The organism is Novosphingobium sp. AAP1 (assembly GCF_001295765.1).
Taxonomy (GTDB): domain Bacteria; phylum Pseudomonadota; class Alphaproteobacteria; order Sphingomonadales; family Sphingomonadaceae; genus Novosphingobium; species Novosphingobium capsulatum.
Map to the genome: position 1 here is coordinate 1 of NZ_LJHO01000008.1, position 22,810 is coordinate 22,810.

Annotated in this window: 20 protein-coding genes; 9 read left to right on the forward strand and 11 right to left on the reverse strand. The window is 67.2% G+C overall.

Annotated features, from left to right (window positions below; translation table 11 throughout):
- Together IP65_RS14850 and IP65_RS14855 are read right to left on the reverse strand one after the other, a co-directional pair.
- Positions 1–1,833: DUF885 family protein (locus IP65_RS14850; protein WP_054132200.1), on the reverse strand; the 1,833-nt coding region annotated here is incomplete at its 3' end.
- Between the two features lie 17 nt (positions 1,834–1,850).
- Positions 1,851–2,516, reverse strand: a complete 666-nt coding sequence (locus tag IP65_RS14855; RefSeq protein ID WP_022676162.1) for a 2OG-Fe(II) oxygenase — start codon at positions 2,514–2,516, stop codon at positions 1,851–1,853.
- A 375-nt stretch (positions 2,517–2,891) separates the two neighbouring features.
- Here IP65_RS14855 and IP65_RS14860 point away from each other — a divergent pair, with 375 nt between their 5' ends.
- Positions 2,892–3,191: a PadR family transcriptional regulator gene (locus IP65_RS14860; RefSeq protein ID WP_231627728.1), complete on the forward strand. Its 300-nt coding sequence runs from the start codon at positions 2,892–2,894 to the stop codon at positions 3,189–3,191.
- Positions 3,192–3,270: 79 nt separating this feature from the next.
- Here IP65_RS14860 and IP65_RS14865 read toward each other — a convergent pair whose 3' ends face one another.
- Complete coding sequence (locus tag IP65_RS14865; protein ID WP_156306635.1) at positions 3,271–4,284, reverse strand: RcnB family protein; 1,014 nt, start codon at positions 4,282–4,284, stop codon at positions 3,271–3,273.
- A 203-nt stretch (positions 4,285–4,487) separates the two neighbouring features.
- Here IP65_RS14865 and IP65_RS14870 point away from each other — a divergent pair, with 203 nt between their 5' ends.
- On the forward strand, positions 4,488–5,069 hold the full coding sequence (locus IP65_RS14870; RefSeq protein WP_054132203.1) for a pyridoxamine 5'-phosphate oxidase family protein: 582 nt from the start codon (positions 4,488–4,490) through the stop codon (positions 5,067–5,069).
- A gap of 90 nt (positions 5,070–5,159) precedes the next feature.
- On the opposite strand, the gene ettA is transcribed toward IP65_RS14870, so the two are convergent.
- From ettA to IP65_RS14885, 3 genes are all read right to left on the reverse strand, one after another.
- Entirely contained in the window at positions 5,160–6,839 is a 1,680-nt protein-coding gene (ettA, locus tag IP65_RS14875) for an energy-dependent translational throttle protein EttA (RefSeq protein WP_022675635.1), read from the reverse strand.
- 113 nt (positions 6,840–6,952) lie between these two features.
- Complete coding sequence (locus IP65_RS14880; RefSeq protein WP_054132204.1) at positions 6,953–8,470, reverse strand: chemotaxis protein CheW; 1,518 nt, start codon at positions 8,468–8,470, stop codon at positions 6,953–6,955.
- Positions 8,457–10,187 carry a PAS domain-containing methyl-accepting chemotaxis protein gene (locus IP65_RS14885; RefSeq protein ID WP_054132205.1) on the reverse strand — a complete coding sequence of 577 codons (1,731 nt, stop codon included), beginning with the start codon at positions 10,185–10,187 and terminating at the stop codon, positions 8,457–8,459. Before IP65_RS14885 ends, IP65_RS14880 begins: the two co-directional genes overlap by 14 nt.
- 219 nt (positions 10,188–10,406) lie before the next feature.
- Here IP65_RS14885 and IP65_RS14890 point away from each other — a divergent pair, with 219 nt between their 5' ends.
- Positions 10,407–11,714, forward strand: a complete 1,308-nt coding sequence (locus tag IP65_RS14890) for an O-acetylhomoserine aminocarboxypropyltransferase/cysteine synthase family protein (RefSeq protein WP_054132206.1) — start codon at positions 10,407–10,409, stop codon at positions 11,712–11,714.
- 86 nt (positions 11,715–11,800) lie between these two features.
- Complete coding sequence (locus IP65_RS14895; protein ID WP_054132207.1) at positions 11,801–13,168, forward strand: M28 family peptidase; 1,368 nt, start codon at positions 11,801–11,803, stop codon at positions 13,166–13,168.
- A gap of 43 nt (positions 13,169–13,211) precedes the next feature.
- Here IP65_RS14895 and IP65_RS14900 read toward each other — a convergent pair whose 3' ends face one another.
- Positions 13,212–14,282 (reverse strand): sensor histidine kinase, encoded by a 1,071-nt coding sequence (locus tag IP65_RS14900; RefSeq protein WP_054132208.1) that lies wholly within the window; start codon positions 14,280–14,282, stop codon positions 13,212–13,214.
- Between the two features lie 142 nt (positions 14,283–14,424).
- On the opposite strand from IP65_RS14900, the gene IP65_RS14905 reads away from it, so the two are divergent.
- The 4 genes from IP65_RS14905 to trxB all read left to right on the forward strand — a co-directional run bounded on the left by IP65_RS14905 (position 14,425) and on the right by trxB (position 18,431).
- On the forward strand, positions 14,425–15,666 hold the full coding sequence (locus IP65_RS14905; RefSeq protein ID WP_054132244.1) for a M20 family metallopeptidase: 1,242 nt from the start codon (positions 14,425–14,427) through the stop codon (positions 15,664–15,666).
- 104 nt (positions 15,667–15,770) lie between these two features.
- Entirely contained in the window at positions 15,771–16,967 is a 1,197-nt protein-coding gene (locus IP65_RS14910; RefSeq protein ID WP_231627729.1) for a PAS domain-containing protein, read from the forward strand.
- 41 nt (positions 16,968–17,008) lie between these two features.
- Positions 17,009–17,356, forward strand: a complete 348-nt coding sequence (locus tag IP65_RS14915; protein ID WP_231627730.1) for a response regulator — start codon at positions 17,009–17,011, stop codon at positions 17,354–17,356.
- 103 nt (positions 17,357–17,459) lie between these two features.
- A complete protein-coding gene (gene trxB / locus IP65_RS14920; protein ID WP_054132210.1) occupies positions 17,460–18,431 on the forward strand; it encodes a thioredoxin-disulfide reductase in 972 nt (323 codons plus the stop codon).
- Here trxB and IP65_RS14925 read toward each other — a convergent pair.
- From IP65_RS14925 to IP65_RS14940, 4 genes are read right to left on the reverse strand one after another with little or no spacing between them, the layout of a single operon-like run.
- Complete coding sequence (locus IP65_RS14925; RefSeq protein ID WP_054132211.1) at positions 18,428–19,210, reverse strand: hydrolase 1, exosortase A system-associated; 783 nt, start codon at positions 19,208–19,210, stop codon at positions 18,428–18,430. The two genes, trxB and IP65_RS14925, sit on opposite strands and share 4 nt — an antisense overlap.
- Entirely contained in the window at positions 19,207–19,899 is a 693-nt protein-coding gene (locus tag IP65_RS14930; RefSeq protein WP_156306636.1) for a hypothetical protein, read from the reverse strand. Before IP65_RS14930 ends, IP65_RS14925 begins: the two co-directional genes overlap by 4 nt.
- Positions 19,892–20,167, reverse strand: coding sequence for an acyl carrier protein (locus IP65_RS14935; RefSeq protein WP_054132212.1), 276 nt, complete (start codon positions 20,165–20,167; stop codon positions 19,892–19,894). The genes IP65_RS14930 and IP65_RS14935 overlap by 8 nt, the downstream gene beginning before the upstream one ends.
- A 10-nt stretch (positions 20,168–20,177) precedes the next feature.
- A complete protein-coding gene (locus IP65_RS14940) occupies positions 20,178–21,227 on the reverse strand; it encodes a GNAT family N-acetyltransferase (protein WP_231627731.1) in 1,050 nt (349 codons plus the stop codon).
- Between the two features lie 40 nt (positions 21,228–21,267).
- On the opposite strand from IP65_RS14940, the gene IP65_RS14945 reads away from it, so the two are divergent.
- Positions 21,268–22,809: an acyl-CoA ligase (AMP-forming), exosortase A system-associated gene (locus IP65_RS14945; protein WP_054132213.1), complete on the forward strand. Its 1,542-nt coding sequence runs from the start codon at positions 21,268–21,270 to the stop codon at positions 22,807–22,809.
- The last annotated feature ends 1 nt before the right edge of the window (position 22,810 follow it).

Consider the following 22,810-nt stretch of genomic DNA (forward strand, 5'->3'; position numbering starts at 1 on the left):
CCGCGCCGCCTGTTCCTCGATCCAATCGTGGATCTTGTCTTCCAGCACCGGCAGCGGCAGCGCGCCGCTGCCCAGCACTTGCGCATGGAAGGCGCGCAAGTCGAAGCGTGGGCCGAGGCGGCGTTCGGCTTCGCCGCGCAGGCGCTGGATGGTCAGGGCGCCGATCTTGTAGGCCACGGCCTGGCCGGGATCGGCGATATAGCGATCGACTTCGGCCTGCGCATCGCTGCGGCCCATCCCGGAATTGGCGAGCATGTAGTCCAGCGCCTGGGCGCGGCTCCAGCCCTGGCTGTGCAGCCCGGTGTCGACGACCAGCCGCATGGCGCGCAGCATCTCGTCATCCAGCGTGCCCCAGTGCTGCATGGGATCATCGTACAGCCCCATCGCATAACCCAGGGTTTCGGCATAGAGCGCCCAGCCTTCGACATAGGCGGTGTTGCCGCCATAGCGCTGGAAATCGGGGAGGCGCGGGTTTTCCTGGGCCAGGCTGATCTGGAAATGGTGGCCCGGCGCGCCTTCGTGCAGATAGAGCGTGGCGATCCCGGTCAGGAACCGGCTCTTGAGATCGAAGGTATTGAAATAGAACACGCCCGGCCGGCTGGCATCGGCGGTGCCGGGGCTATAGCTGCCGCCAGCTTCGAACCGTGCGCGATAGGCCGGATGTGGCATGATCAGCAGCGGCGTGCGCGGCATGGTGATGAAGAAGCGCGGTGCCTGCGCTGCCACGACCTGGGCCACGCGGCGATAGCCGGCGGCCAGATCCTCGGTCTTGCGCGGGTGATAGCGCGGATCGACGCGGATTTCGTCGAAGAACGCATGGAGCGAGCCGGTAAAGCCAAGCTGGGTCTTGACCACGTCCATCTCGGCCTGGATGCGCGCCACTTCGGCGAGGCCCAGGGTGTGGACCTGCGCGGGATCGAGATCGAGCGTGGTGTGGTGGTGCAACAGCGCGCGATAGAGCGCAGCGCCGCCGGGCAGGGCATCGAGGCCGACGCTGTCGCGCGTGGCGGGCAGATATTCGTTGGCAAGGAACGCGCGCAGAGTGCGATAGGCGGGATAGACCGCCTCGATCGTGGCGGCGCGATATTCGGCCAGCAGGCGGCGGCGCGCAACCATGGCAGACTTGCCGTTCAGGCCTTGTGCCTGCTGCGCCGGGGTCATGAACAGGGAATGCTCGGGCGGGCGTGCCAGCAGCGCGTCGATCTGCCCGATCAGGGTTTCCACCACCGGGCGCGGGCTGGTCACGCCGCGCGCCAGCCCTTCGCGATAGCGGGCGATGGCCGCATCGAACACCGCCGGCAAGGCACGATCGCGCGCCAGGTTGGCGGCATGGTCTGCGCCGGTAGCAAGCTCCATCGGCCCGCCGGCTGAGGCGAGGCCGGGATATTCCACCTGCAATCCGCCGACAGGATTGAGCGGCATCATCGCCAGCATGTCGGCTACCGGGGGGCTGAGCATGGCCTGCTCGTCATCGAGCACGGCGGCATAGGCCTTGGCCGAAATGCGCTGCGCCGGATCGAGCGTGTCGGGGTTGATCCGCGCCAGGGCATCGCGCGCGGCGGCATTGCGCGCGCGCTGCATCGTGGTCAGCGCCGGATCGAAGATCAGGCGGAACTGCTCGGCCGTCAGTGGCTCGCCCCGTTCCAGGGTGTCGAGCGGATCGAGCGCGCGGCGGGCGGCGTCATCCTGCGCCAGGAACACGGCCAGTGCCGCATCGCTCCGCTGGCGTTGCTCGGGTGTGGTTGTTGTGGCGGTGGCGGGCAGGGCCTGCGCCCCGGCCGGGTGGGTGGCCAGGGCCGATGCCGCCAGCAGGGAAAGGAGGAAGGCGCGCACCAGCCTGGTGCCAGGCCTCAATTCCACGGGCGGGACCGATACCACTTGGTTAGCACGTATTTGACGCCGCGGATCACCGGCCGCCCGGCATGCATGCTCTTGGGATTGGGCCGCCCGTCACGGTTCATGTTGTTCCAGATCAGCAGCGCGCCGGGCTGGGGCGGAACCGACAGGTTGACCTTGGGAAAGTCGGTCGAGCCGCCTTCTTCCACGGTGTTGAGATAGGCCATAGCCGTCCAGCTGCGCTGGCCGCCGTTGCGCATTTCTTCGGCCCACATCGGGTCTGACGGGCGGAAATGATCGAAATGCGCCTTGAATTCCTGGCCGGGTTGATAGCGCTGGCCCTGGATGGTTTCGCCAAAGGCAGGGTCCAGCCCCATCAGGTCGTCGATCCGCCGCTGCAGCATGCGGATGAACGGATCATGGGGATTGACATCGCCGCTATAGCTCGTGCGGCCGCCATCGGTGCTGTAGGTGTCTGATGGGCGGGCCACGGCATCGACCACGCCGATCAGCCGCTCGCACTCGGGCCGGGTGAAGAATTCGCCCACGGCATAGATCTCGAAATCCTCAACCGGGATGCGATAGGCGGCCGGATCGGCATCGAGGCGCGTGCGCACCTGGTTACCGATGCGCTTGAGATCGGCACTGTCGGGATGGGGCTCGGAACGGAACAAAACCATGATAGGGACGTCATGCAAGAACGTGTCGCCGGCTGCAAGCGGGCTCGGCGGGAACCCTTGGGAAAGCGGGCGCAAATGTAAATTCTGGTAGGTTTTGGTCCGATGTGGACCGAAATCGTTGATAATTCTCGCGAAATATTGTCGATATGGGGCTATTGCAAGGTGCGGTTAACCTGAAGCTGTCCAGCGGTTTGGGCATTGTGTCCGATCGAAGGCCTCGCGAAAGTAACGGGAACCACTGTGACGACCAAGCCATTCGCGCCTGCAGTTCCCTTAGGCAGCAAAACTGCTCCAGTTGTGGGAGGTCGCGTTCCGTTGGATGCCCTAGTCGATGCCGAAGCGGAATCCTTCCGCATTGCCAAGGCCTTGTATGCATTGCGCCGGCGTCGCGACGGGGTGACACCGGTGAAGGGCCTGTTTGGCGAACCGGCGTGGGACATCCTGCTGGATCTCTATATCGCCCACAAGCGCGGCACCGAATTGCAGGTGTCGAGCGTGTGCCTGGAAGCCGGCGTGCCTTCCACCACGATTCTGCGCTGGATCGCGCGGCTCGAACGCGAAGGGCTGCTCTACCGCCAGGCCGACACGGGCGATCTGCGCCGGCGCTATGTGCGCCTGACCGACGATGGGCTGGCGATGATGCGCAACATTCTGGGGGCGATCGGCACGATCTAAACGGGGCGTTCCGCGCCGCGCAGATGTTCATCGCATACAAGAAGGCCGGCGCAAGGCCGGCCCTCCCGTGTCATCGTTCTTACCAGAAGAAGTCGTAGATCACGTCCACCACCTGTCCGGTGTAGGTGTCGATCAGCACGACATCGTCGTAATAGCGCACCCAGCGATAAGGCGGATAGGCGGCCGGCAAGCGATAGGCCCACGGATCAGCGATCCAGTATTGCTGGGCAAAAAATGGTGCGCCCAGATAGATGCCGATGTTCAGGCGGCTGTAGCGATAGTTGGGCATCGGCGCGAAGTAGCGCGGCCCGCGGAACAGATCGCGATGGTCACTGCGCCAGCCCTGCCAGTCATAGCGGCGATCCTGCCGCCAATCGTTGCGCCAGGGGCCACGGTTGTCACCCCAACCAGGACGGCCGGGGCCGCGATCGTTGTCCCAACCGGGACGGCCATAGTTGCCGTTGTTGTTCCAGCCGGGACGGCCGGGACCACGATCGTTATTCCAACCAGGGCGGCCGGGGCCACCGTTGTTGTTCCAGCCGGGACGACCCGGTCCGCCATCGTTGTTCCAACCTGGACGGCCTTGGCCACCGTTGTTGTTCCAGCCGGGGCGACCCTGTCCGCCGTTGTTGTTCCAACCCGGGCGGCCCTGGCCACCGTCATTGTTCCAACCGGGACGGCCGGGGCCACGATCCCCGCCAGGGGCGTTGCCCTGCCAGCCTGGCTGCGGCGGTTGACCGGGTTGCGGCACGGCATGTCCGCCGCGCCAGCCACCGGGCTGGCCCTGGAAACCGCCACCAAAGCCGCCCTGCGGGCCGCGCGGGCCTTGCTGCGGCATGGGCTGGGGCGCCTGCTGCTGCATTTGCGGCATCGGGCGCGGTTGCCCGCCACCCGGGAAGCCGCCACCGCGGGGCTGTCCGCCACCGGGGAAACCACCGCCACGCGGCTGGCCACCGCCGGGGAAGCCGCCGCGGTTTTCACCACCGCGATGATCGTGGTCGTCGGCAAAGGCCGTAACGGGAACGGCGGCTGCCAGCGAGGCAACGGCCAGCGCCGCGCCGATCTTCGTTGTCCATTTTCTACTGGCGGCCATGGCCGTCTCCCTTTCGAACGTGTTTTCAGGAAATGTCGCGCGATGGCATTGGTTTCCCATCACTTGCCAATAGTGATAGAGCATTGCCGCTGTCGCATCGCTGAACCGGATGGATAGCCCGCCGTTCATCTTGCTACTTAGGCAATCGGCCAGCCCTATCGGCCATCTTTGCAAAGACGCAGCGCAACGACCACACTATCGCCATGAATAGGCTGGAAGATATTATTGCCGATGCCCAGGCACGGCTGGACGCTGCCGTCGCCGATCGCCATGCAGCGATGCACAGCCCGGTGGTGGGCACGCCCGATGGCGAGATGCGGATCATGGTGTTGCGCGCGGCGGCGCCGGGCCTGAACGCACTGCGCTTTCACACCGATGCACGCAGCCCCAAGGTGGCGACGATCGCCCGATACGGCCGTGCCAGCGTGCTGGCCTATGATCCGGCGGCGCGCGTGCAGTTGCGCCTGGCCGGGTCGGCACGGATCGAGCAGCACGGCGCCTTGGCCGATGCCGCCTGGGATGCTGCGGCGGTGTTCAGCCGCCGATGCTATCTGGCCACGCATGGCCCGGGCGCACCGCTGGCAGAGGCAGGCAGCGCGCTGCCTGCCGATCTGCTGGGCCGCCGCCCAACCCTTGAGGAAACCGAGGCTGGCCGCGATGCCTTTGCGGTGCTGCTGGTAAAGCCCGAGACGCTCGACTGGCTCAGGCTTGATGCCCATGGCGGCGTGCGCGCGCGCTTCGTGCGCGGGGCGCAGGGCTGGGTGGGGAACTGGGTGGCGCCCTGACGTGCGTCGCTCTTGGCTTCCACCACCCCCAAACCCCCTCCTCTTCAGAGGAGGGGGGCGGGGGGTGGTGCGAAACCTAACGCAGCCTGATCAGCGCGTGAGCTTCTTGTACGCCAGGCGCGTCGGGCGATCGGCCGCATCACCCAGGCGGCGGCGCTTGTCTTCTTCGTACATGGCAAAGTTGCCTTCGAACCATTCGACGTGGCTGTTGCCTTCGAACGCCAGGATGTGGGTGGCCAGGCGATCGAGGAAGAAGCGGTCGTGGCTGATGACCACGGCGCAGCCGGCGAAGTTTTCGATGGCTTCTTCCAGCGCCGCGAGCGTTTCCACGTCGAGGTCGTTGGTCGGTTCGTCGAGCAGCAGCACGTTGCCGCCCTGCTTGAGCATCTTGGCCATGTGCACGCGGTTGCGTTCACCGCCCGAGAGCTTGCCGACGTTCTTCTGCTGGTCCTGGCCCTTGAAGTTGAACGCGCCGACATAGGCGCGGGTCGAGGTGTCGAACCCGTTGACCTTCATGTAGTCGAGCCCGTCGGAGATTTCTTCCCAGACGTTCTTCTTGGGATCGAGGTGATCGCGGCTCTGGTCGACATAGCCCAGGCGCACGGTCGAGCCGATGTCGATCTCACCGGTGTCGGGGGTTTCCTGGCCGGTGATCAGCTTGAACAGGGTCGACTTACCCGCGCCGTTCGGCCCGATCACCCCCACGATGCCGCCGGGCGGCAGCATGAACGAGAGGTTTTCGAACAACAGCTTGTCGCCATAGGCCTTGGAAATGTTCTTGGCCTCGATCACCTTGCCGCCCAGGCGCTCGGGCACCTGGATGACGATCTGGGCCTTGCCGGGCGAGCGGTTTTCCTGGCTGGCGACCAGTTCCTCGAACTTCTTGATACGCGACTTCGACTTGGTCTGGCGGCCCTTGGTGCCGGCGCGGATCCATTCGAGTTCGTCGTTGATCGCCTTCTGGCGGCCGGTCGCCTCGCGGTCTTCCTGCTCCAGGCGCTTGGCCTTCTTTTCCAGGTAGGTCGAGTAATTGCCTTCGTAGGGGAAGTACTTGCCCCGGTCGAGTTCGAGGATCCAGCCGACCACGTTGTCCAGGAAGTAGCGGTCGTGGGTGATCATCAGCACCGCGCCGGCATATTCCTTGAGATGGTTTTCCAGCCATTCGACGCTTTCAGCGTCGAGGTGGTTGGTCGGTTCGTCGAGCAGCAGGATCGACGGCTTTTGGATCAGCAGGCGAGTCAGCGCGATGCGGCGCTTTTCACCGCCCGAGAGGCTTTCCACCGACCAGTCGCCCGGCGGGCAGCGCAGCGCTTCCATCGCGATTTCGAGCTGGTTGTCGAGCGTCCAGCCATCGACCGCGTCGATCTTGCCCTGCAGGTCGCCCATTTCGTCCATCAGCGCGTCGAAATCGACGTCTTCTGGCGGATCGGCCATGATGTTGGAAATCTCGTTGAAGCGATCGACCAGGTCGGCCACTTCGCGCGCGCCTTCCTTGACGTTTTCCAGCACGGTCTTGGTGGGATCGAGCTGCGGCTCCTGCGGCAGGTAGCCCACGGTGATGTGCTCACCCGGCCATGCTTCGCCCGTGAAGTCTTTGTCGATGCCGCCCATGATCTTCATCAGCGTGGACTTGCCGGCGCCGTTGGGGCCGACGATGCCGATCTTGGAGCCCTGGTAGAACTGCAGGTTGATGTTGTTGAGCACCGGCTTTTGCGCGCCGGGGAAGGTTTTCGTCATGTTCTTCATGACGTAGGCGTATTGGGCGGCCATCTGAGGGTCCTTGCGCGAGACAGAACGTTTGGCAAAACGTGCGAAATTGTCCCGCGCTCTACAGGGCGCGCCCAAGTTGGGCAAGCACTTGGGGATGCCCGGCGCCAGGCTGGTTAGGCGGTGAGGCAGGCGATATCCGCAGGCGGGGTTGCCTCACCAGCCAGGCCCAGTGCTGCCGCGTCGAGCACTTCCCAGGTCTCGTTGGCGCGGCAGCGGATCGTCGCTGCAGGCAACTGCCGCGAGGTGGCCTGCGTGCGCAGCGCCTGAAGCGGCACGCGCTCGACCGAGCACAGCATATCGACCAGAAAGGCCCGGCGCTGGCCGGCCATGCCGACCACCACCATGATCGCCTCGTCCACGGCTGCGGTGCGCGAGCAGCCAAGGCGCGCGGCGAGATCGAGCACGGGTGTTGGCCGGTCGCGATGCAGGAACACGGCCGATAATGGAAATTGCCCAGCCAGCGGCAAGAGCGGCTGTTCGCCCGGCAGCACCGCTTCCACTGCGCCCAGCGGCAGGGCATAGCGCGCCTCGCCCAGGCGAAAGGTGAGCCAGGCATTGGCCGTGCTGGTGGCGCCGGTGGCAGCGGGCAATCCGCGCAGGCGCTGGTGCCCATCGGTATCCTCGGGCGCGACCGGCACCTGCATGGCCGCCACTTCTGCCAGGCGCGGATCGCCGGTAATCGCCGTCGCGGACAGGTGCAGCACCGGCTGGCCGCCCAGGTCGACCAGGGCATGGGCCGCGCCAGTGCCGGCAATGCCGATCGCACCCAGCGCGGCGCCGGCATGGCGCGGCAATTGGCGGATATCGTCCACCCCGTCGATCAGCAGCGCGGCCCGGGCGCGGGTGCCGGCTGCGCTATCTGCCGGGCCGACGTGGATGACCACGGCGGCGCTGCGCCCCGGCGTGCGGCCGAGGCTGCCCATGCCGGCCAGGCGCAGGGTGTCGACCGCCGGCACAGCCACGCCGTTCCACGCCAGCGACCCCATCCACAGCGCGTTGCTCACCGGTGGCGGAGCGAGGGCAGATTCGGGCAGCGTGGCGACGATGGCGTGGGCATCGAGCGCCAGGCGCTGCCCACCGGCGCGGAACACCAGGCAGGTGACCTTGTCACCCGCGCCATGGCCCAGGCGGTGTTCGTGGCGCTGCCCGGCAAGGCTGTCGGGCACCAGGGGCAGGCCCGGCATGGCGGCAAGTTGCGCGGTATCGAGCACGACCCCGCGCGTGTCGCCGTGCAGGAAGCCAGCGGCGGCAAGACGGTGGAGCGGCGCGTCGTCAGGATAGTGCAGGGCGCCCAGCGCGCTTTCGGGCAGGCGGGCAATGCCTTCGATGCAATCGAGCAGAAGGCCGGTAACGCCGCCTTGGTGCCGCACGATCGCGACGATGCCATCGTGCACGCATGCCGGGGCCAGGCCCAGCATCAGCCCCATGTCGATGACGGGGATGATCGCCCCACGCACCGCGATGGCCCCGGCCAGATCGGGCCGGGTGATCGGAAAGGGCAAGAGCTGCGCCGGCCGGGGCACCACCTCGCGGATCGCTGCCGTCGCCATCGCCAGCGTGATGCCGGCTACCTGCAACAGGCCATAGAGGCGCGAGGTTGCGGCTGGCCCGGCCGGTTCAGGCGGGGTCATGGGCGGCGGCGGCCAGTTCCTGGATCAGGGTGACGATGTGGCGCGCCACCTCGTCCTGGGCCAGGGCAGAGCGGGTGATCACTTCGATCGCAGAACTGGTGTCACCCACGCTGGCGGCGATCGCACTGAACGCGCTTTGTGCAGCCTGGGCGCGCTCGGTGCCCATGCCGATGCGCACCAGGCTTTCCTCGATCAGCCGGCTGATATCGCGCGCAGCGGTGCTGCTGCGTTCTGCCAGCTTGCGCACCTCGCCCGCCACCACGGAAAAGCCGATGCCATGCTCGCCGGCGCGCGCTGCCTCGATCTCGGCATTGAACGCGAGCAGGTTGGTCTGCCCGGCGATCTCGGAAATGACGCGCACGATCTCGGCAATCCCGGTGGCCGATTTCTGGATCAGTTCGATCGATTCGAGCGCAGACTTGAGCGCCACGCCGCCTTCATCGGCCTTCGTCTCGGTCAGATTGGCCAGCTTGTTGGCGGTTTCGGTGCTGCGGTTGATTTCCTCGATGGTGCGGCCCAGGCGATCGGCCACGCCGGCGGTTTCCTGCGATCGCGCGGCGATCTTCTGCTCCAGGCGCACCTGCTCGGTTACGTCCGTAGCGTATTTGACGATGCGGCGCGGCTTGCCGCGCAAATCGAGCACGGGATTGTATGTCGCCTGGATCCAGACGTCGCGGTTGTGCTTGCCCACGCGGTGAAACCGGCCCGACTGGAACTGCCCCTGGTTGAGCGCAATCCAGAAATCGGCATATTCGCGGGTGCGGACAAACTCGGGCAGGCAGAACATCGCGTGATGCTGGCCCAGGATCTCGCGCGGGGAATAGCCCATAACCGACAGGAAATTGTCGTTGGCGCTCACCACGTTGCCATCCAGATCGAATTCCACCACGGCCATGGCGCGGTCGATCGCTTCCAGCTTGGCTTCGTATTCGGCAGTGGACAGGCGCTCGGCGGTGATATCATAGGCTATCTTGAGCACCCGCTCCAGCTTGCCATCGGCACCGCGGATCGGGGTGTAGGAGGCGCGCACCCAGATATCCGTCTCGTTCTTGCCCACGCGCTTGTAGGCGCCATGGCACACCTGGTCGCGGCGCAGGGCGGCCCACAACTCGCGATAGGCATCCGATGCGGCCGTGTCCTTGTCGCAGAACAGCGTGTGCGACTGGCCCATCACCTCGGCCAGGGTATAGCCGGTCAGCTTGAGATAGTTTTCGTTGGCGGCCACCACTTCGCCATCCATGGTGAATTCCACCAGGGCCACGGCGTGATCGAGTGCGCCGAGCTTGGCCTGCGCGTTGAACCGCGCCAAGCCATCGCGGCTGATGTCGATGCCCACGGCCAGGATGCGCGTGGGCAGCCCTTCGGCGGTATCGAGACGCGTGAACGCCAGGCGCACCCACACCGGCGGGCGATCCTGCACCGCCAGGCGCAGCGCGGCAACCTGGCCCTGGCCATCGGCCAGGCGCTGCCAGAAGGCCGGCTCCGTGCTGGGGTCCTGCAAACCCTCGTGGCAAAGATTGTGATAGCGCCGCCCGACAAGGTCTTCGGCCGGCTCGCCCAGCAGATGGGCAAAGTTTTCGTTGGCGCCGATGATCACGCCGTCGCCGGTGAACTCGCACAGCAGCAGCGCGCGTTCGATCGCGTCGTTGCGCTGCACGGTCGCGTTTTCCTGCGCGCGCTTGCGATCGGTGGCGGAAATCGGTGTCTGGTCCGTCATGGCCTGAAAACCCCCAGTTCAAAACCCCATCCCCGGGGGTCGCGCGCGTTGAGCCGTGTGGATGGTGGTGTAACCAGGCCATGGTTGATCGCGCTTGTCCCCGCGCCTGCGCATTGCCACGCAGTATCGGCCACAGGATGCCATGCGCAATTCCGGGCTTGATTATGTCAATTGAATAAGTAGACAAACAGGGCGAATGCCCAGCGACCAGAGGATGCCATGAGCGACACAACGCCAGAAACCCGCACGCCCCGTCCCGAAACCCTGGCCCTGCATGCCGGCTGGCGCGCCGATCCGGCCACCGGCGCGGTGGCCGTGCCAATCTACCAGACCACGTCGTATCAGTTCGACAGTACCGAGCAGGCCGCCAACCGCTTTGCCCTCAAGGAACTCGGGCCAATCTATACGCGGCTGGGCAATCCGACGACCGACGTGCTGGAACAGCGGGTGGCGGCGCTGGAGGGCGGGGCCGCTGCGGTGGCCGTGGCATCGGGCCAGGCGGCCTCGACCTATGCCGTGCTCAACCTGGCGCGGGCGGGTGACAATATCGTCAGTTCCACCGATCTCTATGGCGGCACCTGGAACCTGTTTGCCAACACGCTCAAGGATCTGGGCATCGAGGTGCGCTTTGTCGATCCGGCCGATCCGGAAGGGTTTGCCCGCGCGACCGACGACCGTACCCGCGCCTATTACGCCGAAAGCCTGCCCAATCCCAAGCTGGTGGCCTTTCCGATTGCCGAAGTGGCGGCAATCGGGCGCAAGCTGGGCGTGCCGCTGATCGTCGACAATACTGCCGCCCCGCTGCTGATCCGCCCGTTCGACCATGGCGCGGCGGTGGTGGTCTATTCCTCGACCAAGTACCTGGGCGGGCATGGCACCTCGATCGGCGGCCTGATCGTGGATGGCGGCAACTTCGCGTGGGACGAATTTCCCGAACGCCAGCCGCTCTTCAACCTGCCCGATCCCAGCTATCACGGCGCGGTGTGGGCGCGCGATATCAAGCCGCTGGGGCCGATCGCCTATGCCATCCGCGCCCGCGTGATCCTGCTGCGCGACATGGGCGCGGCGCTGTCGCCGTTCAACGCGTTCCAGCTGATCCAGGGGATCGAAACGCTGCCGCTGCGGATCGAGCGGCACAGCCAGAACGCGGCGGCGGTGGCGCAATGGCTTTCCGGCCATGCCAAGGTCACGCGCGTGATCCATCCCTCGCTGGCCCAGGGCCGCGCGGCAGACCTGGCCGCGAAATATCTGCCGCACGGGGCAGGGGGGCTGGTCGGCTTCGAACTGGCCGGTGGTGCCGATGCCGGGCGGGCGTTCATCGATGCACTCAAGCTGTTCTACCACGTTGCCAATATTGGCGATGCGCGCAGCCTGGCGATCCATCCGGCGTCTACCACCCATTCCCAGCTTTCTGCCGAAGAGCAGGCCGCTGCCGGGGTCAGCCCCGGTTATGTGCGCCTGTCGATCGGCATCGAGCACATCGACGATATCCTGGCCGATCTGGAACAGGCACTGGCGGGGGCGTGAATCGCATGTTTTGAACAGGCTGGCGGTTGACTTCCCAGGGGGGCGCGCAAATGTGGCGCACCCCCAACTCCTTCCGGGATTTGCCGATGCGCTCGTTGACCGCCCGCCTTTCTGCCGCCGCCGCCGTTCTCTCGCTTGCGCCCGCCATGGTGCCCACCCTGGCCCACGCCGCGGCGCCTGCACCCGATGTGGCCTGGGATCTGGTGCGCGACCTGACCACGCAGGTCGGCCCGCGTCCCGCTGGCAGCCCGGCCGAGGCCCGCGCCCGCGAGTGGGCCGCCGCCCGCCTCAAGCAGCTGGGCTTCCAGAACGTGGCAATCGAGCCGTTCACCATGCGCGCCTATCGCCGCGGGATCGACAAGGCCGAACTCGTCGGCTTTGCCGCGCAGCCGCTGGCGATCACCGCGCTGGGCTATTCCGGCGCCACGCCCGAGGCGGGCATCACCGCGCCGCTGGTCTATTTCCCCTCGCTCGCCGCGCTGGAAGCGGCGCCCGATGGTTCGCTGGCGGGCAAGATCGCCTTTATCGACCATGCCATGGCGCCAACCCAGGATGGCAGCGGCTATGGCCCCTATGGCAACGTGCGGCGCCAGGGGCCGGGCGTGGCCGTGGCCAAGGGCGCGCTGGCGGTGGTGATCCGCTCTGTCGGCACCGACAAGCACCGCAACCCGCACACCGGGGTGATCAGCTGGGCCAATGGCGTGAAGCCCATTCCCGCCGGCGCAGTATCCAATCCCGATGCCGATCAGATTGCGCGGCTGGCCGCCACCGGCCAGCCGCTCAAGCTGCACCTGACGCTGACCGGCCAGATCATCGACAATGCGCCTTCGGGCAACGTGGTGGGCGAATTGCCCGGTCGCGATCCGTCGCTGCCGCCGGTGCTGGTGGCGTGCCACCTCGATAGCTGGGATCTGGGCACCGGGGCGATCGACGATGGCGCCGGCTGCGCCATCGTGGCTGGCGCGGCGCTGGGCGCGCAGACCAGCGGGCCCGATGGCGGCAAGCCTCTGCGCACGATCCGCGTGCTGTTTGCCGGAAGCGAGGAAGTGGGAGGCTTTGGCGGCGAAGCCTATGCGCAAAAGCATGGCAAGGAGCCGCATGCCTTGGCGATGGAAAGCGATTTCGGCGCAGACCGGGTATGGCGGGTGATCACCAATTTCGCGCCGTCAGCCGATGCGGTGAAGGCGCGCCTGCTGGCCGCGCTCAATCCGCTGGGCGTGGTGCCGGGCGATGGCACGGCCAATGGCGGCGAAGATGTGGGCGCGATCATTGCCGCGCAAAAGCTGCCGGTGGTGGACCTGAACCAGGACGGCACCCACTATTTCGATCTGCACCACACGCCCGATGATACGCTGGACAAGATCGATCCGGCCATGTTGGCGCAGAACGTGGCCGCCTGGCAAAGCACGCTGGCGATCGTCGCCAACGAGCCGGGGCCGATCGCCGCGCGTTAAGCGGCGCGCGCTGGCCCGCCAGGGCGGTGATCAGCCTGCCTGGTCAGCCCTGGCGGCCAAGCGTTTCGGGGAACAGCACCACGGTGGTTACGCCGGGATTGGCTGCTCCGTCGGTGCCGCTGCGCACGCGGTGGCGGCCGCCCAGCTGCGCCACCAGCCCGGCAATGATCGCCGTGCCCAGTCCGCGCCGGGTGCGCACGCCGCCCGGGATGTGATCGGCCGGATCGGCGGCTGGCATGCCGCGGCCATTGTCTGCCACGGTCAGGCACAGCCGGGCATCATCGACCCGTTCCAGCCGCACGTCGATGCGCCCGGGCTGGCCAGGCGCAAAGGCATGCTTGAAGCTGTTGGCGAGCAGTTCGGTCAGCAGCAGCACCAAAGGCAGCAGGCGGCCTACCTCCAGCCGCACATCCTCGGCCACCACGTCCACGTCCACCGCATCGGCATCAGCCATTTCGCGCGCCAGGTTCACGGCTGAGGCCAGGATTTCGCTGATCGGCTTGGTCTGCGCGGCCGGATCATAGAGCTGGCGATGCACCCGGCCCATCATCTCGATGCGCTGGTCCGCGCGATCGATCAGCGGCAGGGCGAGTGCTGGGTTGCGTTCGATCTGGCGTCGCTGCAGCCGCAGCATCGAGGCGACAGAGGCCAGGTTATTGGCGACGCGGTGCTGCAATTCCTTGAACAGCAAGGCCTGGTTTGCCGCCATCTCGGCCAGGCGTGCCTCGCTTTCCTCCAGCTGCCGCTGGCGGCGGGTGAGGCCATCGATCAGTACGATGTCTACCGCCACCACGCCGGTGTAGAACAGCATGGCGGTGGCAACCTGGGTGTTGATGGCAAAGCTGAATTCGGGCGGCACGAAAAAGTACCACGCCGCAAGGCCACTCAATATGGCGCAGACGATGCCAGGCCCGCGCCCGGCAATGAACGTGGCGATGATGACCGCAGGAAAGAACGTCAGGAAGGGAAAGCCGGGCGGAAACAGATCATCGGCCACCCAGCGCAGCGACAGCGCGAGCACGAACAGAAGCACGCCCACGGTATAGCGGATGGGGGGGCTGCAGGATTGCAGGCCGCGGATGGACCACAGCGGGGGGCGCGGCGCAGACGTCATTCCTTCTAGCCATGCCCGATGGCGCAGCCCAGCGCAACCGCCGGCTCGACACGGCTGTCCAGCCCGTCCTAAAGGGCATGAGGCGTGGGCGATGGCCGCAGTGCATCACCGCGCGGCGCGCAAGTGGCATGGAGAGCATGGGATGGCAGAAGGCAACAGCGGGATCGGCGATGTGCGCGCAGCGGCACAGGCGCTCGCGCCCAAGATCGTGTCCTTGCGCCGCGCAATCCATGCCGAACCGGAACTGGGCCTGCACAACCCAGCCACGCGTGACAAGATCCGCGCCGCCCTGGCGCATCTGCCCCTGGAATGGGCGCAGGGACCATCGACGACGGGACTGGTTGCCACCTTGCGTGGCGGGGCCGTGCCGGCTGGCGCGGATCGGCCCTGCGTGCTGTTGCGTGGCGATACCGATGCCCTGCCGATGCATGAGGAAACCGGGCTGGAATTTGCCTCTACCATTCCCGGCGCCATGCATGCCTGCGGGCACGATACGCACGTGGCCATGCTCGCCGGTGCCGTGGAACTGCTGGCGGCTCGGGCCGACAGTCTGGCGGGCGACGTGCGCTTCATGTTTCAGCCCGGTGAAGAGGGGCACCACGGCGCCCGCTTCATGATCGACGACGGGCTGCTGGGCGATCCGCTGCCTGATGCCGCGTTTGCGCTGCACATCATGCCCAACAGCCGGCATGGCCTGGTGGCGGGACGGGGCGGCGCGCTGATGGCCTCGGCCGACCAGTTCGAGATCGTGGTGGAGGGGCGCGGCGGTCATGCCTCGATGCCGCACGATGCGCTCGATCCCGTGCCGGTGGCGTGCGAGATCGTGAGCGCGATCCAGGCGATGGTCACGCGGCGGTTCTCGGTGGCCGATCCGGTGGTGGCCACGGTGGCGCGGATCGAGGCGGGCAGCGCGCACAACGTGATCGCCGATCGCGCGCGCATGATCGGCACCTTGCGCACGCTGTCGCCCGGCAACCGCACGCGTCTGCGTGAGGCGCTGGAAACCTGCGCCACCCATGTCGCCGCCGCCCACGGCCTGACCGCGCAGGTGACGCTGCACGAAGGCTTTCCCGTGACGATGTGCGATGCCCGCGCAGTGGCTTTGGGCGAAGCGGTGGCCCGCGATCTGGCCGGGCCCGAGGCCTTTGTGCGGCTGGACCAGGCCATCATGGCCGCCGAAGACTTTTCCTATGTGCTCGAACAGGTGCCCGGCGCCATGTTCTTCCTGGGCGTGGCACACGAGGGGGCGGACTGGCGCCATGCCTGCGGCATCCATTCCACCCGCATGGTGGTGGATGAAGCGGCCCTGCCGACGGGCACCGCCCTGCTCGCCGGGTGCGCGCTGCGCTATCTGTCGCAGGGTTTTGCCGGTTTGCAGGTGTAGCGCAAAATTTTCGCTATCGCGGGGAACCGCTCCCGGCCCTGGCGCATTTTGCCGCCATTAAGTGGCATTCTGCCATGGGTCGAGAGAACATCAGGAACAAACGTTTGTCGAGTGACAGGGCAGATCAGGCGCCGGAGCGCCCGGACGAGGCCACGAAGGCGGGTGAAGCCGCGAGCGGCGACGACAGGGCGTTTTACGATGCCGGCGGCGCTGGGCAGTCTGCTGGCCCGCAACGTGCAAGCCAGGCCGGTGGCGCCTATGACGACAGCGCCGAACGGTTCCTTGCCAACCATCCTGACGATGCTTTTATCGGTGCCTCTGGCGTGCTGTTCGAGCAGGCCATGGCCCAGACCCGCATGGCCGTCTGTCTGTGCGATCCGCATACGCCCGACGCCCCGATCGTCTTCGTCAACCGCGCGTTCCGCTGGCTGACGGGCTATGAAGAACATGAGATCATTGGTCGCAACTGCCGCTTCCTGCAGGGGCCGGGAACCGATCGCAGCGCTGTTGCCCGTATTCGTCAGGCAGTCGACAACGAAGACGTGGTGGTGGTGGAACTGCTCAATTATCGCAAGGACGGTTCGGCGTTCTGGAACGCGCTCCACCTGGGCCCGATCTATGACGCGCAAGGGCGCCTGATCTATTATTTCGGCAGCCAGTGGGACGTGTCCGACGTACGCGCCGCCCGCGCCGATGAACGCCATGCCCGCGAACTGGCGCGTGAACTCTCGCACCGCATGAAGAACATGTTCGCCGTGATAGGCGGCATCGTCAACTTTACCGGGCGCAGCCGCGGTATCGAGGTTGAAGCGCGCGAGATCAACGATCGCATCCAGGCCTTGGGCCGCGCCTATGAAACCACGCTGGACGAGGCATCGAGCGGGTCGATCGAAGTCGGCCAGGCGATCCGGTCCGTGCTGTCGCCTTATGACCCGGATGGTAAGCGCATTCATTTCAAGGGCAACGGGTTGCGCAGCGATTTCTCCGCGGTTTCCGTGCTGGGACTGTCGCTTCACGAACTGGCGGTGAACGCGGCCAAGCATGGCGCGCTCAGCAGCGATGGTGGCGAGGTTACGGTCGCCTGGCAGAAGAACGGTTCCAGCGAGGCACCCACGATCGTGATCGACTGGATCGAACAGGGCGGGCCGGCGGTAAACCCGCCCGAAAACAACGCGGAGGCGCCCACCATGGGGATCGTCGACCGCATGCTGCACATGGCAAGGGGCAACATCATGCGTGACTGGCATCCCGATGGATTGAGGGCAAGGCTGCGCGTTCCCCTGCGCGAGGACGCAGTCTGATGGGCCAGTCGTGTTGCCCGAATGATGGTTGTCGCGTGCTGGTGCTCGACGACGAGCCCCTCATTCTGCTCGATCTGGAATTTGCGGTGGAGGATGCAGGTTGCGTTCCGCTGACCGCGCTTGAACTGGCCGAAGCGCTGGCAATTGCCGAGAGCGAGCACATCGTGGCGGCCATTCTCGATGTCTCGCTCGCCCATGGCCAGACCTGCGCCCCGGTGGCCAAGGCGCTGGCGGAACGTGGCGTGCCCTATGTCTTGCACACCGGCGATCTTGATCGCATGGATGAAGCCGTGCGCAAGCTGGGCGGCGTGCTGGTGCCCAAGCCCACCCCGGCGGCGGTTGTCGTCAGCCGCGCCTTGGAAGGCGTGACGCTGCGCCAGGGTGCCTGAGCCTAGGCGTATCCGCGCCCTAGTTTAACCGCAGGCAAGTTTTGCTTGGGCTGGTGTTTTTCCCGACCAGCCCCTATCTCGCGCGCCATCGGAAGGAGTTTCCATGGCGACGACGCACAAGACCCGCATGCTTATCATCGGTTCCGGCCCGGCAGGCCTGACGGCGGCCATCTATGGCGCGCGCGCCGGGATGGAGCCGATCGTGGTGCAGGGGCTGCAGCCCGGCGGGCAGCTGACCATCACCACCGATGTCGAAAACTATCCCGGCTTCCGCGACGTGATCCAGGGCCCCTGGCTGATGCAGGAAATGGAAGCGCAGGCGCAGCATGTCGGCACGCGGATGATGTGGGACACCATCACCGATATCGATCTGGCCGGCCCTCCGTTCCGCGCCGTGGGCGACAGCGGCGATATCTATGAAGCCGATACCCTGGTGATCGCCACCGGTGCCCAGGCCAAGTGGCTGGGCGTACCGGGCGAACAGCTGCTGTCGGGCAAGGGTGTTTCGGCCTGCGCCACCTGCGACGGGTTCTTCTATCGCGGCAAGAAGGTGGTGGTGATCGGTGGCGGTAACACTGCCGTGGAAGAAGCACTCTACCTCACCAACCATGCCGAGCATGTCACGCTGATCCACCGTCGCGACAGCCTGCGCGCCGAACGCATCCTGCAGCAGCGCCTGCATGCCCACCCCAAGATCAGCGTCTTGTGGAACAAGGCCGTGGCCGCGTTTGCCGGCGATCCCATGGCTGGCGGCCTCAAGGCGGTGGAACTGGTCGATACGGTGACCGGCGAAGGCAGCCGCGTGGAAACCGACGGCGCGTTTGTCGCCATTGGCCATGCGCCCGCCACCAGCCTGTTTGCCGGCAAGCTCGCGCTCGATGAAAGCGGCTATATCGTGGTTGAACCCGGTACGCCCAAGACCGCCATCCCCGGCGTGTTCGCCTGTGGTGACGTGATGGACCACACCTACCGCCAAGCCGTGACGGCGGCGGGCACCGGCTGCATGGCCGCGCTTGATGCCGAACGCTTTGTGGCAGAGCTGGACTTTGCCACCGGGCAACTGACCCAGGCCTAATCGCCTAGCGCGGCAAGTACCTGGTGCAACAGCCATTCCGGCGCATCGGCAAAGGAATGGCTGGCACCGGGGTGGCCGATCACGCGCGGATCGGCGCCCCAATGGCTGGCAAACAGCTGCGCGGTGCGATCACCTTGCGCCAGCAGGATGGTGACCTGGCCGCGATAGCTGGCCAGCGCGGTGCGCATTTCTTCTGCCAGCGCTGAAGCCGCCTGGGGCGCGGCAGCGGTGCGCAGCCCGCCCGCCAGCTTGCCCAGCGCCACCTTGCCGGCCAGCAGGCGTGCCCATTGGCGCGGATCGGCCAGGCGGCGCAGATAGTGGCGGCGCAGCGCAGCGGCGGAATGGACCGGCGCCGTTTCATTTTCTCCCTCCACCGTCCAGGGATTGGCCAGGATCAGCCCGTCGAGGCCGGGCAACGCGGCGGCATGGAGCATCAGCGCGCTGGCGGCATCGCAATTGCCCATCGCCACTATCCGCTTAACGTGCGGCGCGGCGGCGCGGAATGCGGCCAAGGCCGCGGCAATATCGGGTCCACTGCCCCGAAAACCCCGGTTTTCGCCTTCGCTATCGCCTACGCCGCGCCGGTCGAAGCGGAACACCGGCACCCCTTCGCGGGCCAGTGCGGCGCCAAGCCAGGCCTGACCGCCCCAAGCACCGCTGCGAATCTCGTTGCCACCCGATACCAGCAACAGGCCAGTGGCGCCGCTGGCCAGGCCCATGTCGAGCGTGCCCAGCAACTGTGCGCCTTGGCAGGAAAAGGGGATGACGCTGCGGTTCATGTCGCCAGGTCTGCCACGATGCGCGCGGCCAGCGCGGCGGCGAGCGCGGGGGCCGGGGCCGGTTCCTGGCGCAGCCACGGCGCTGCACCGGTCACGCCCAGATCGCCGACCGCGAGCACCTGATGCCCTTCGCCCTGGCTGCGCGCGCCGTGAAGCCCGGCGATCAGCGCCGCGCCACAGCGGTAGCCGCCCAGCATGATGCCTGTGGCCCGCCCGGTTTCCAGCAGCGTGGTGGCGGTGGTGTCCTCTCCCTGTGCCCGCGCAGCGAGCATGGCGGCGCGCAGCAGTGGGCGCAGCACGGCATCGCCATCGAGTGGCGCCAGCGCCCAGCCGGGCAGGGTGGGTGGCGCGACCAGTGCCCCGCCGCGCAGCGCCAGGACATGGCTGGCGTCAAAATGACGCGCCGCCGCCGCCATGGCCGCGCGCCAGGCGTTGAGGCTTTGCGCGGAAAAATCCTGCACGCTTTCGCCGCAGCCGGGCAGATCGGGCAGCATCGCTGCCACGCCCGCCGCGCCCAGATCACGCAGCAACGTGGCGAGCATGGCCCGCGTGCGGTTCATTTCATCAAACAGCGGCGACACGATCAGCAGCCGCGCCAATGGCGCAGCGCCATCGGTGGCCAGGGCCCATTCGCCGTCCTCCCCCGATCCGGGGCAGGGCCAGCGCAGCGGGCCGAGCGGTTCAGCCACGGCCCTGCTTGCGCGCGACGAAGGCCAGCAGCGCGCCATAGGTTTCGAGCAAATCGCCGTCGATCTCATCCTCTTCCAGGATGAAGCCGAAGCTGTCTTCGAGCGCAGTGAACAGGCCCGCCACCGCCATCGAATCGAGTTCGGGCAGCGCGCCGAACAGCGGCGTCTGTGCCGTGAACGCGGCCACCCGCGCCGGGGCCAGCCCCAGCACATCGGCGAGAAGCGCGCGCAGATCGGCGTCGAGCGAAGCGGGAAGCGTGTCGGTCATGCCTGGCGCCTTACCCATCGCCCGGCGGCGGGGCAAGCAGCGTGCGCCCGGCCAGGCGGCGGCCCAGCCCGCGCGCCAGCGCCGGCCAGTGGCGCCAGGCCGCAGGATGGTGCGCGCGCAGGCGCCAGCGGGTGCGCGTGTGGTCCATCCAGTCTGCCTTGTAGGGATCATCGCCCGTGCCGAAATCGATCGCCGCGACGCGATCATGGTCGATCACGTGGGCAAACAGCGCGGCCGACAGCAGCGTTCCAGGCGACGCGGCGCGCGCATCGTCGCGGTGGGCGAGCTTGTGGATGAAGGCCGTGCCGTGCTCCACGCTCCACAATTGCGCGGCCACCGGTGCCCCGTCGATCGTCGCCAGGCCCAGCCGCAGCGCGCCAGCCGCGCTTTCGGCCTGGGCAAAGGCGCGCAGCAGCGCGGGATCGCCCTCTGCCGGTTTCCAACTGGCGGCATAGACTGCCTCATAGGCGGCCCAGTCGGCCGGATCGAAGCGGGTGGCGACGCGGCACTCCACCACCCCGCGCGCGCCCTTGCGCCGCACCGTGGCGCGCAGGGCGCCGGGGCGAGTAGACCACCACTGGGCAAAATCCTGTCCCTGCACGCTCATGTGCCGGTTGATGTGGGCGGGTTCGACCGTGGCAATCCAGCCAGCGGCGCGGAATGCACGCGCCATCCAGCCGGCCTCTGGCGCGGGCAGCGGGGCAAAATCGATCGCGCCATGGGGCGCCAGATCGCGCGCGATGGCGGCTAGCAGCACTTCGGCGCGATCGGGCGCGGTGGTGAGCGGGCGCGCCCAGAAACTGTACCAGTTGGTGCAGGCGGCAAGCCCCTGGGGCGTTGCCAGCAGGGGCAGGGCAAGCAGCGCGCCTTCCGCGTGGGCGGTCGAGCCCGGCTCTTCCGCCACGGCCAGGAAAGCACGGCCCGGCGCCCGAGCGGCAATCAGCCCCAGCCAGTCTGCCCGGTCAAACGGCCCGGCCGCAGCCCCGCGCGCCATCAGCGCGGCAAGGCGCGGATGGTCTTGCACTTGGGCAAGTTCGGCATGATAGACCCGGCAGGCCACGCTTTGCCTGGTTCCCTTTCCTTGTTCCGTCAGGAGTGCCGTGACGCCTTTGCCCGACCCTGCCGTCAACCCGCTGGACCATCTTGCCCTGCGCGGCAAGCGTGATGCGCCGGCGCTGGTGCTCAAGGATGGGGTGCTTAGCCACGAGGGGTTAAATCAGCGTGTAGGGCAATTGGCGAGTTGGCTGGCGGCGCAGCCTGGGGCAGAGCCAGGGGCGCGGGTGGCTACCTGGTTGGGCAAGGGGCTGATCGCCTGCATCATGCCCTTGGCGGCGGTGCGCGCGGGGCTGGTGCATGTGCCGATCAACCCGGTGCTGCGCCGGGCGCAGGCCGCGCATATCCTGGCAGACAGCGGTGCGGCGCTGCTGCTGGGCAATCTTGGTCGGCTGGAAACCCTGTTGCCTGGCGATGCCGCAGCCGCCACCGCCCATGATGAAGTGGCGGTGCTTGCCGCGCTCGATGCCCAGCAACCGATGCCACCCTCGGCAGCGCTGCCGCACAGCCTGGCGGCGATCCTTTATACCAGCGGTTCCACCGGCAAGCCCAAGGGCGTCATGCTCGGCCAGGCCAACCTGTGGCTCGGCGCGATCAGCGTGGCGCATTACCTGGGGCTTGCGGCCGACGATCGCGTGCTGGCGGTGCTGCCGCTGGCGTTCGACTACGGCCAGAACCAGTTGCTGTCGGCCTGGGCGGCGGGGGCCTGCGCCGTGCCGCTCGATTACCTGATGCCGCGCGACGTGGTGCGCGCGGTGGCGCGCTACGGCATCACCACGCTGGCCGGGGTGCCGCCGCTGTGGCTGCGACTGATCGAATGCGCCTGGCCGGATCACGCCGCGCAAACCCTGCGCCGGCTGACCAACAGCGGCGGCGCGCTCACCCCCGATCTGGTGCGGCGCCTGCGCACGCTGTTTCCCGCCGCGCGCCTGTTTGCGATGTACGGCCTGACTGAGGCGTTCCGCTCTACCTATCTCGACCCCGCGCTGATCAATGCGCACCCCACTGCGATCGGCACGGCGATCCCTTTTGCCGAAGTGATGGTGGTGAGCGATGCCGGCACGGCGGCGGCCGACGGGGAAGAGGGCGAACTGGTTCATGCCGGGCCGCTGGTGGCGCAAGGCTATTGGCAGGACGATGCGCGCACGGCCGAACGCTTTCGCCCGGCGCCGTCGTTTTCGCAGATGGGCGGCATCGCGGTGTGGTCTGGCGACAGGGTGCGGCGCGATGCCCAGGGGCTGCTCCATTTCGTGGGCCGGCGCGACGCCATGATCAAGACCTCGGGCCACCGCGTCAGCCCGCAAGAGGTGGAGGAGGCCGCGCTTGCCACTGGCCTTGTGGCCGAAGTGGTGGCGCTGGGCCTGCCCGATGCGGCGCTGGGTCAGGCGATTCATCTGGTCTGCCGTGCCGTGCCTGGCGCGGGGGAAGACGATGCCGCGCTGCGCGCCGCCATGGCCCAGGATGTGCCGGCCTTCATGCTGCCGCGCGCGGTGCACTGGCGCGCGGCGCTGCCGCTTTCGGCCAATGGCAAGCACGATCGCGCCGGGCTTTACGCCGATCTTTACCATGCCTTGACTGGCAGGGCATAAG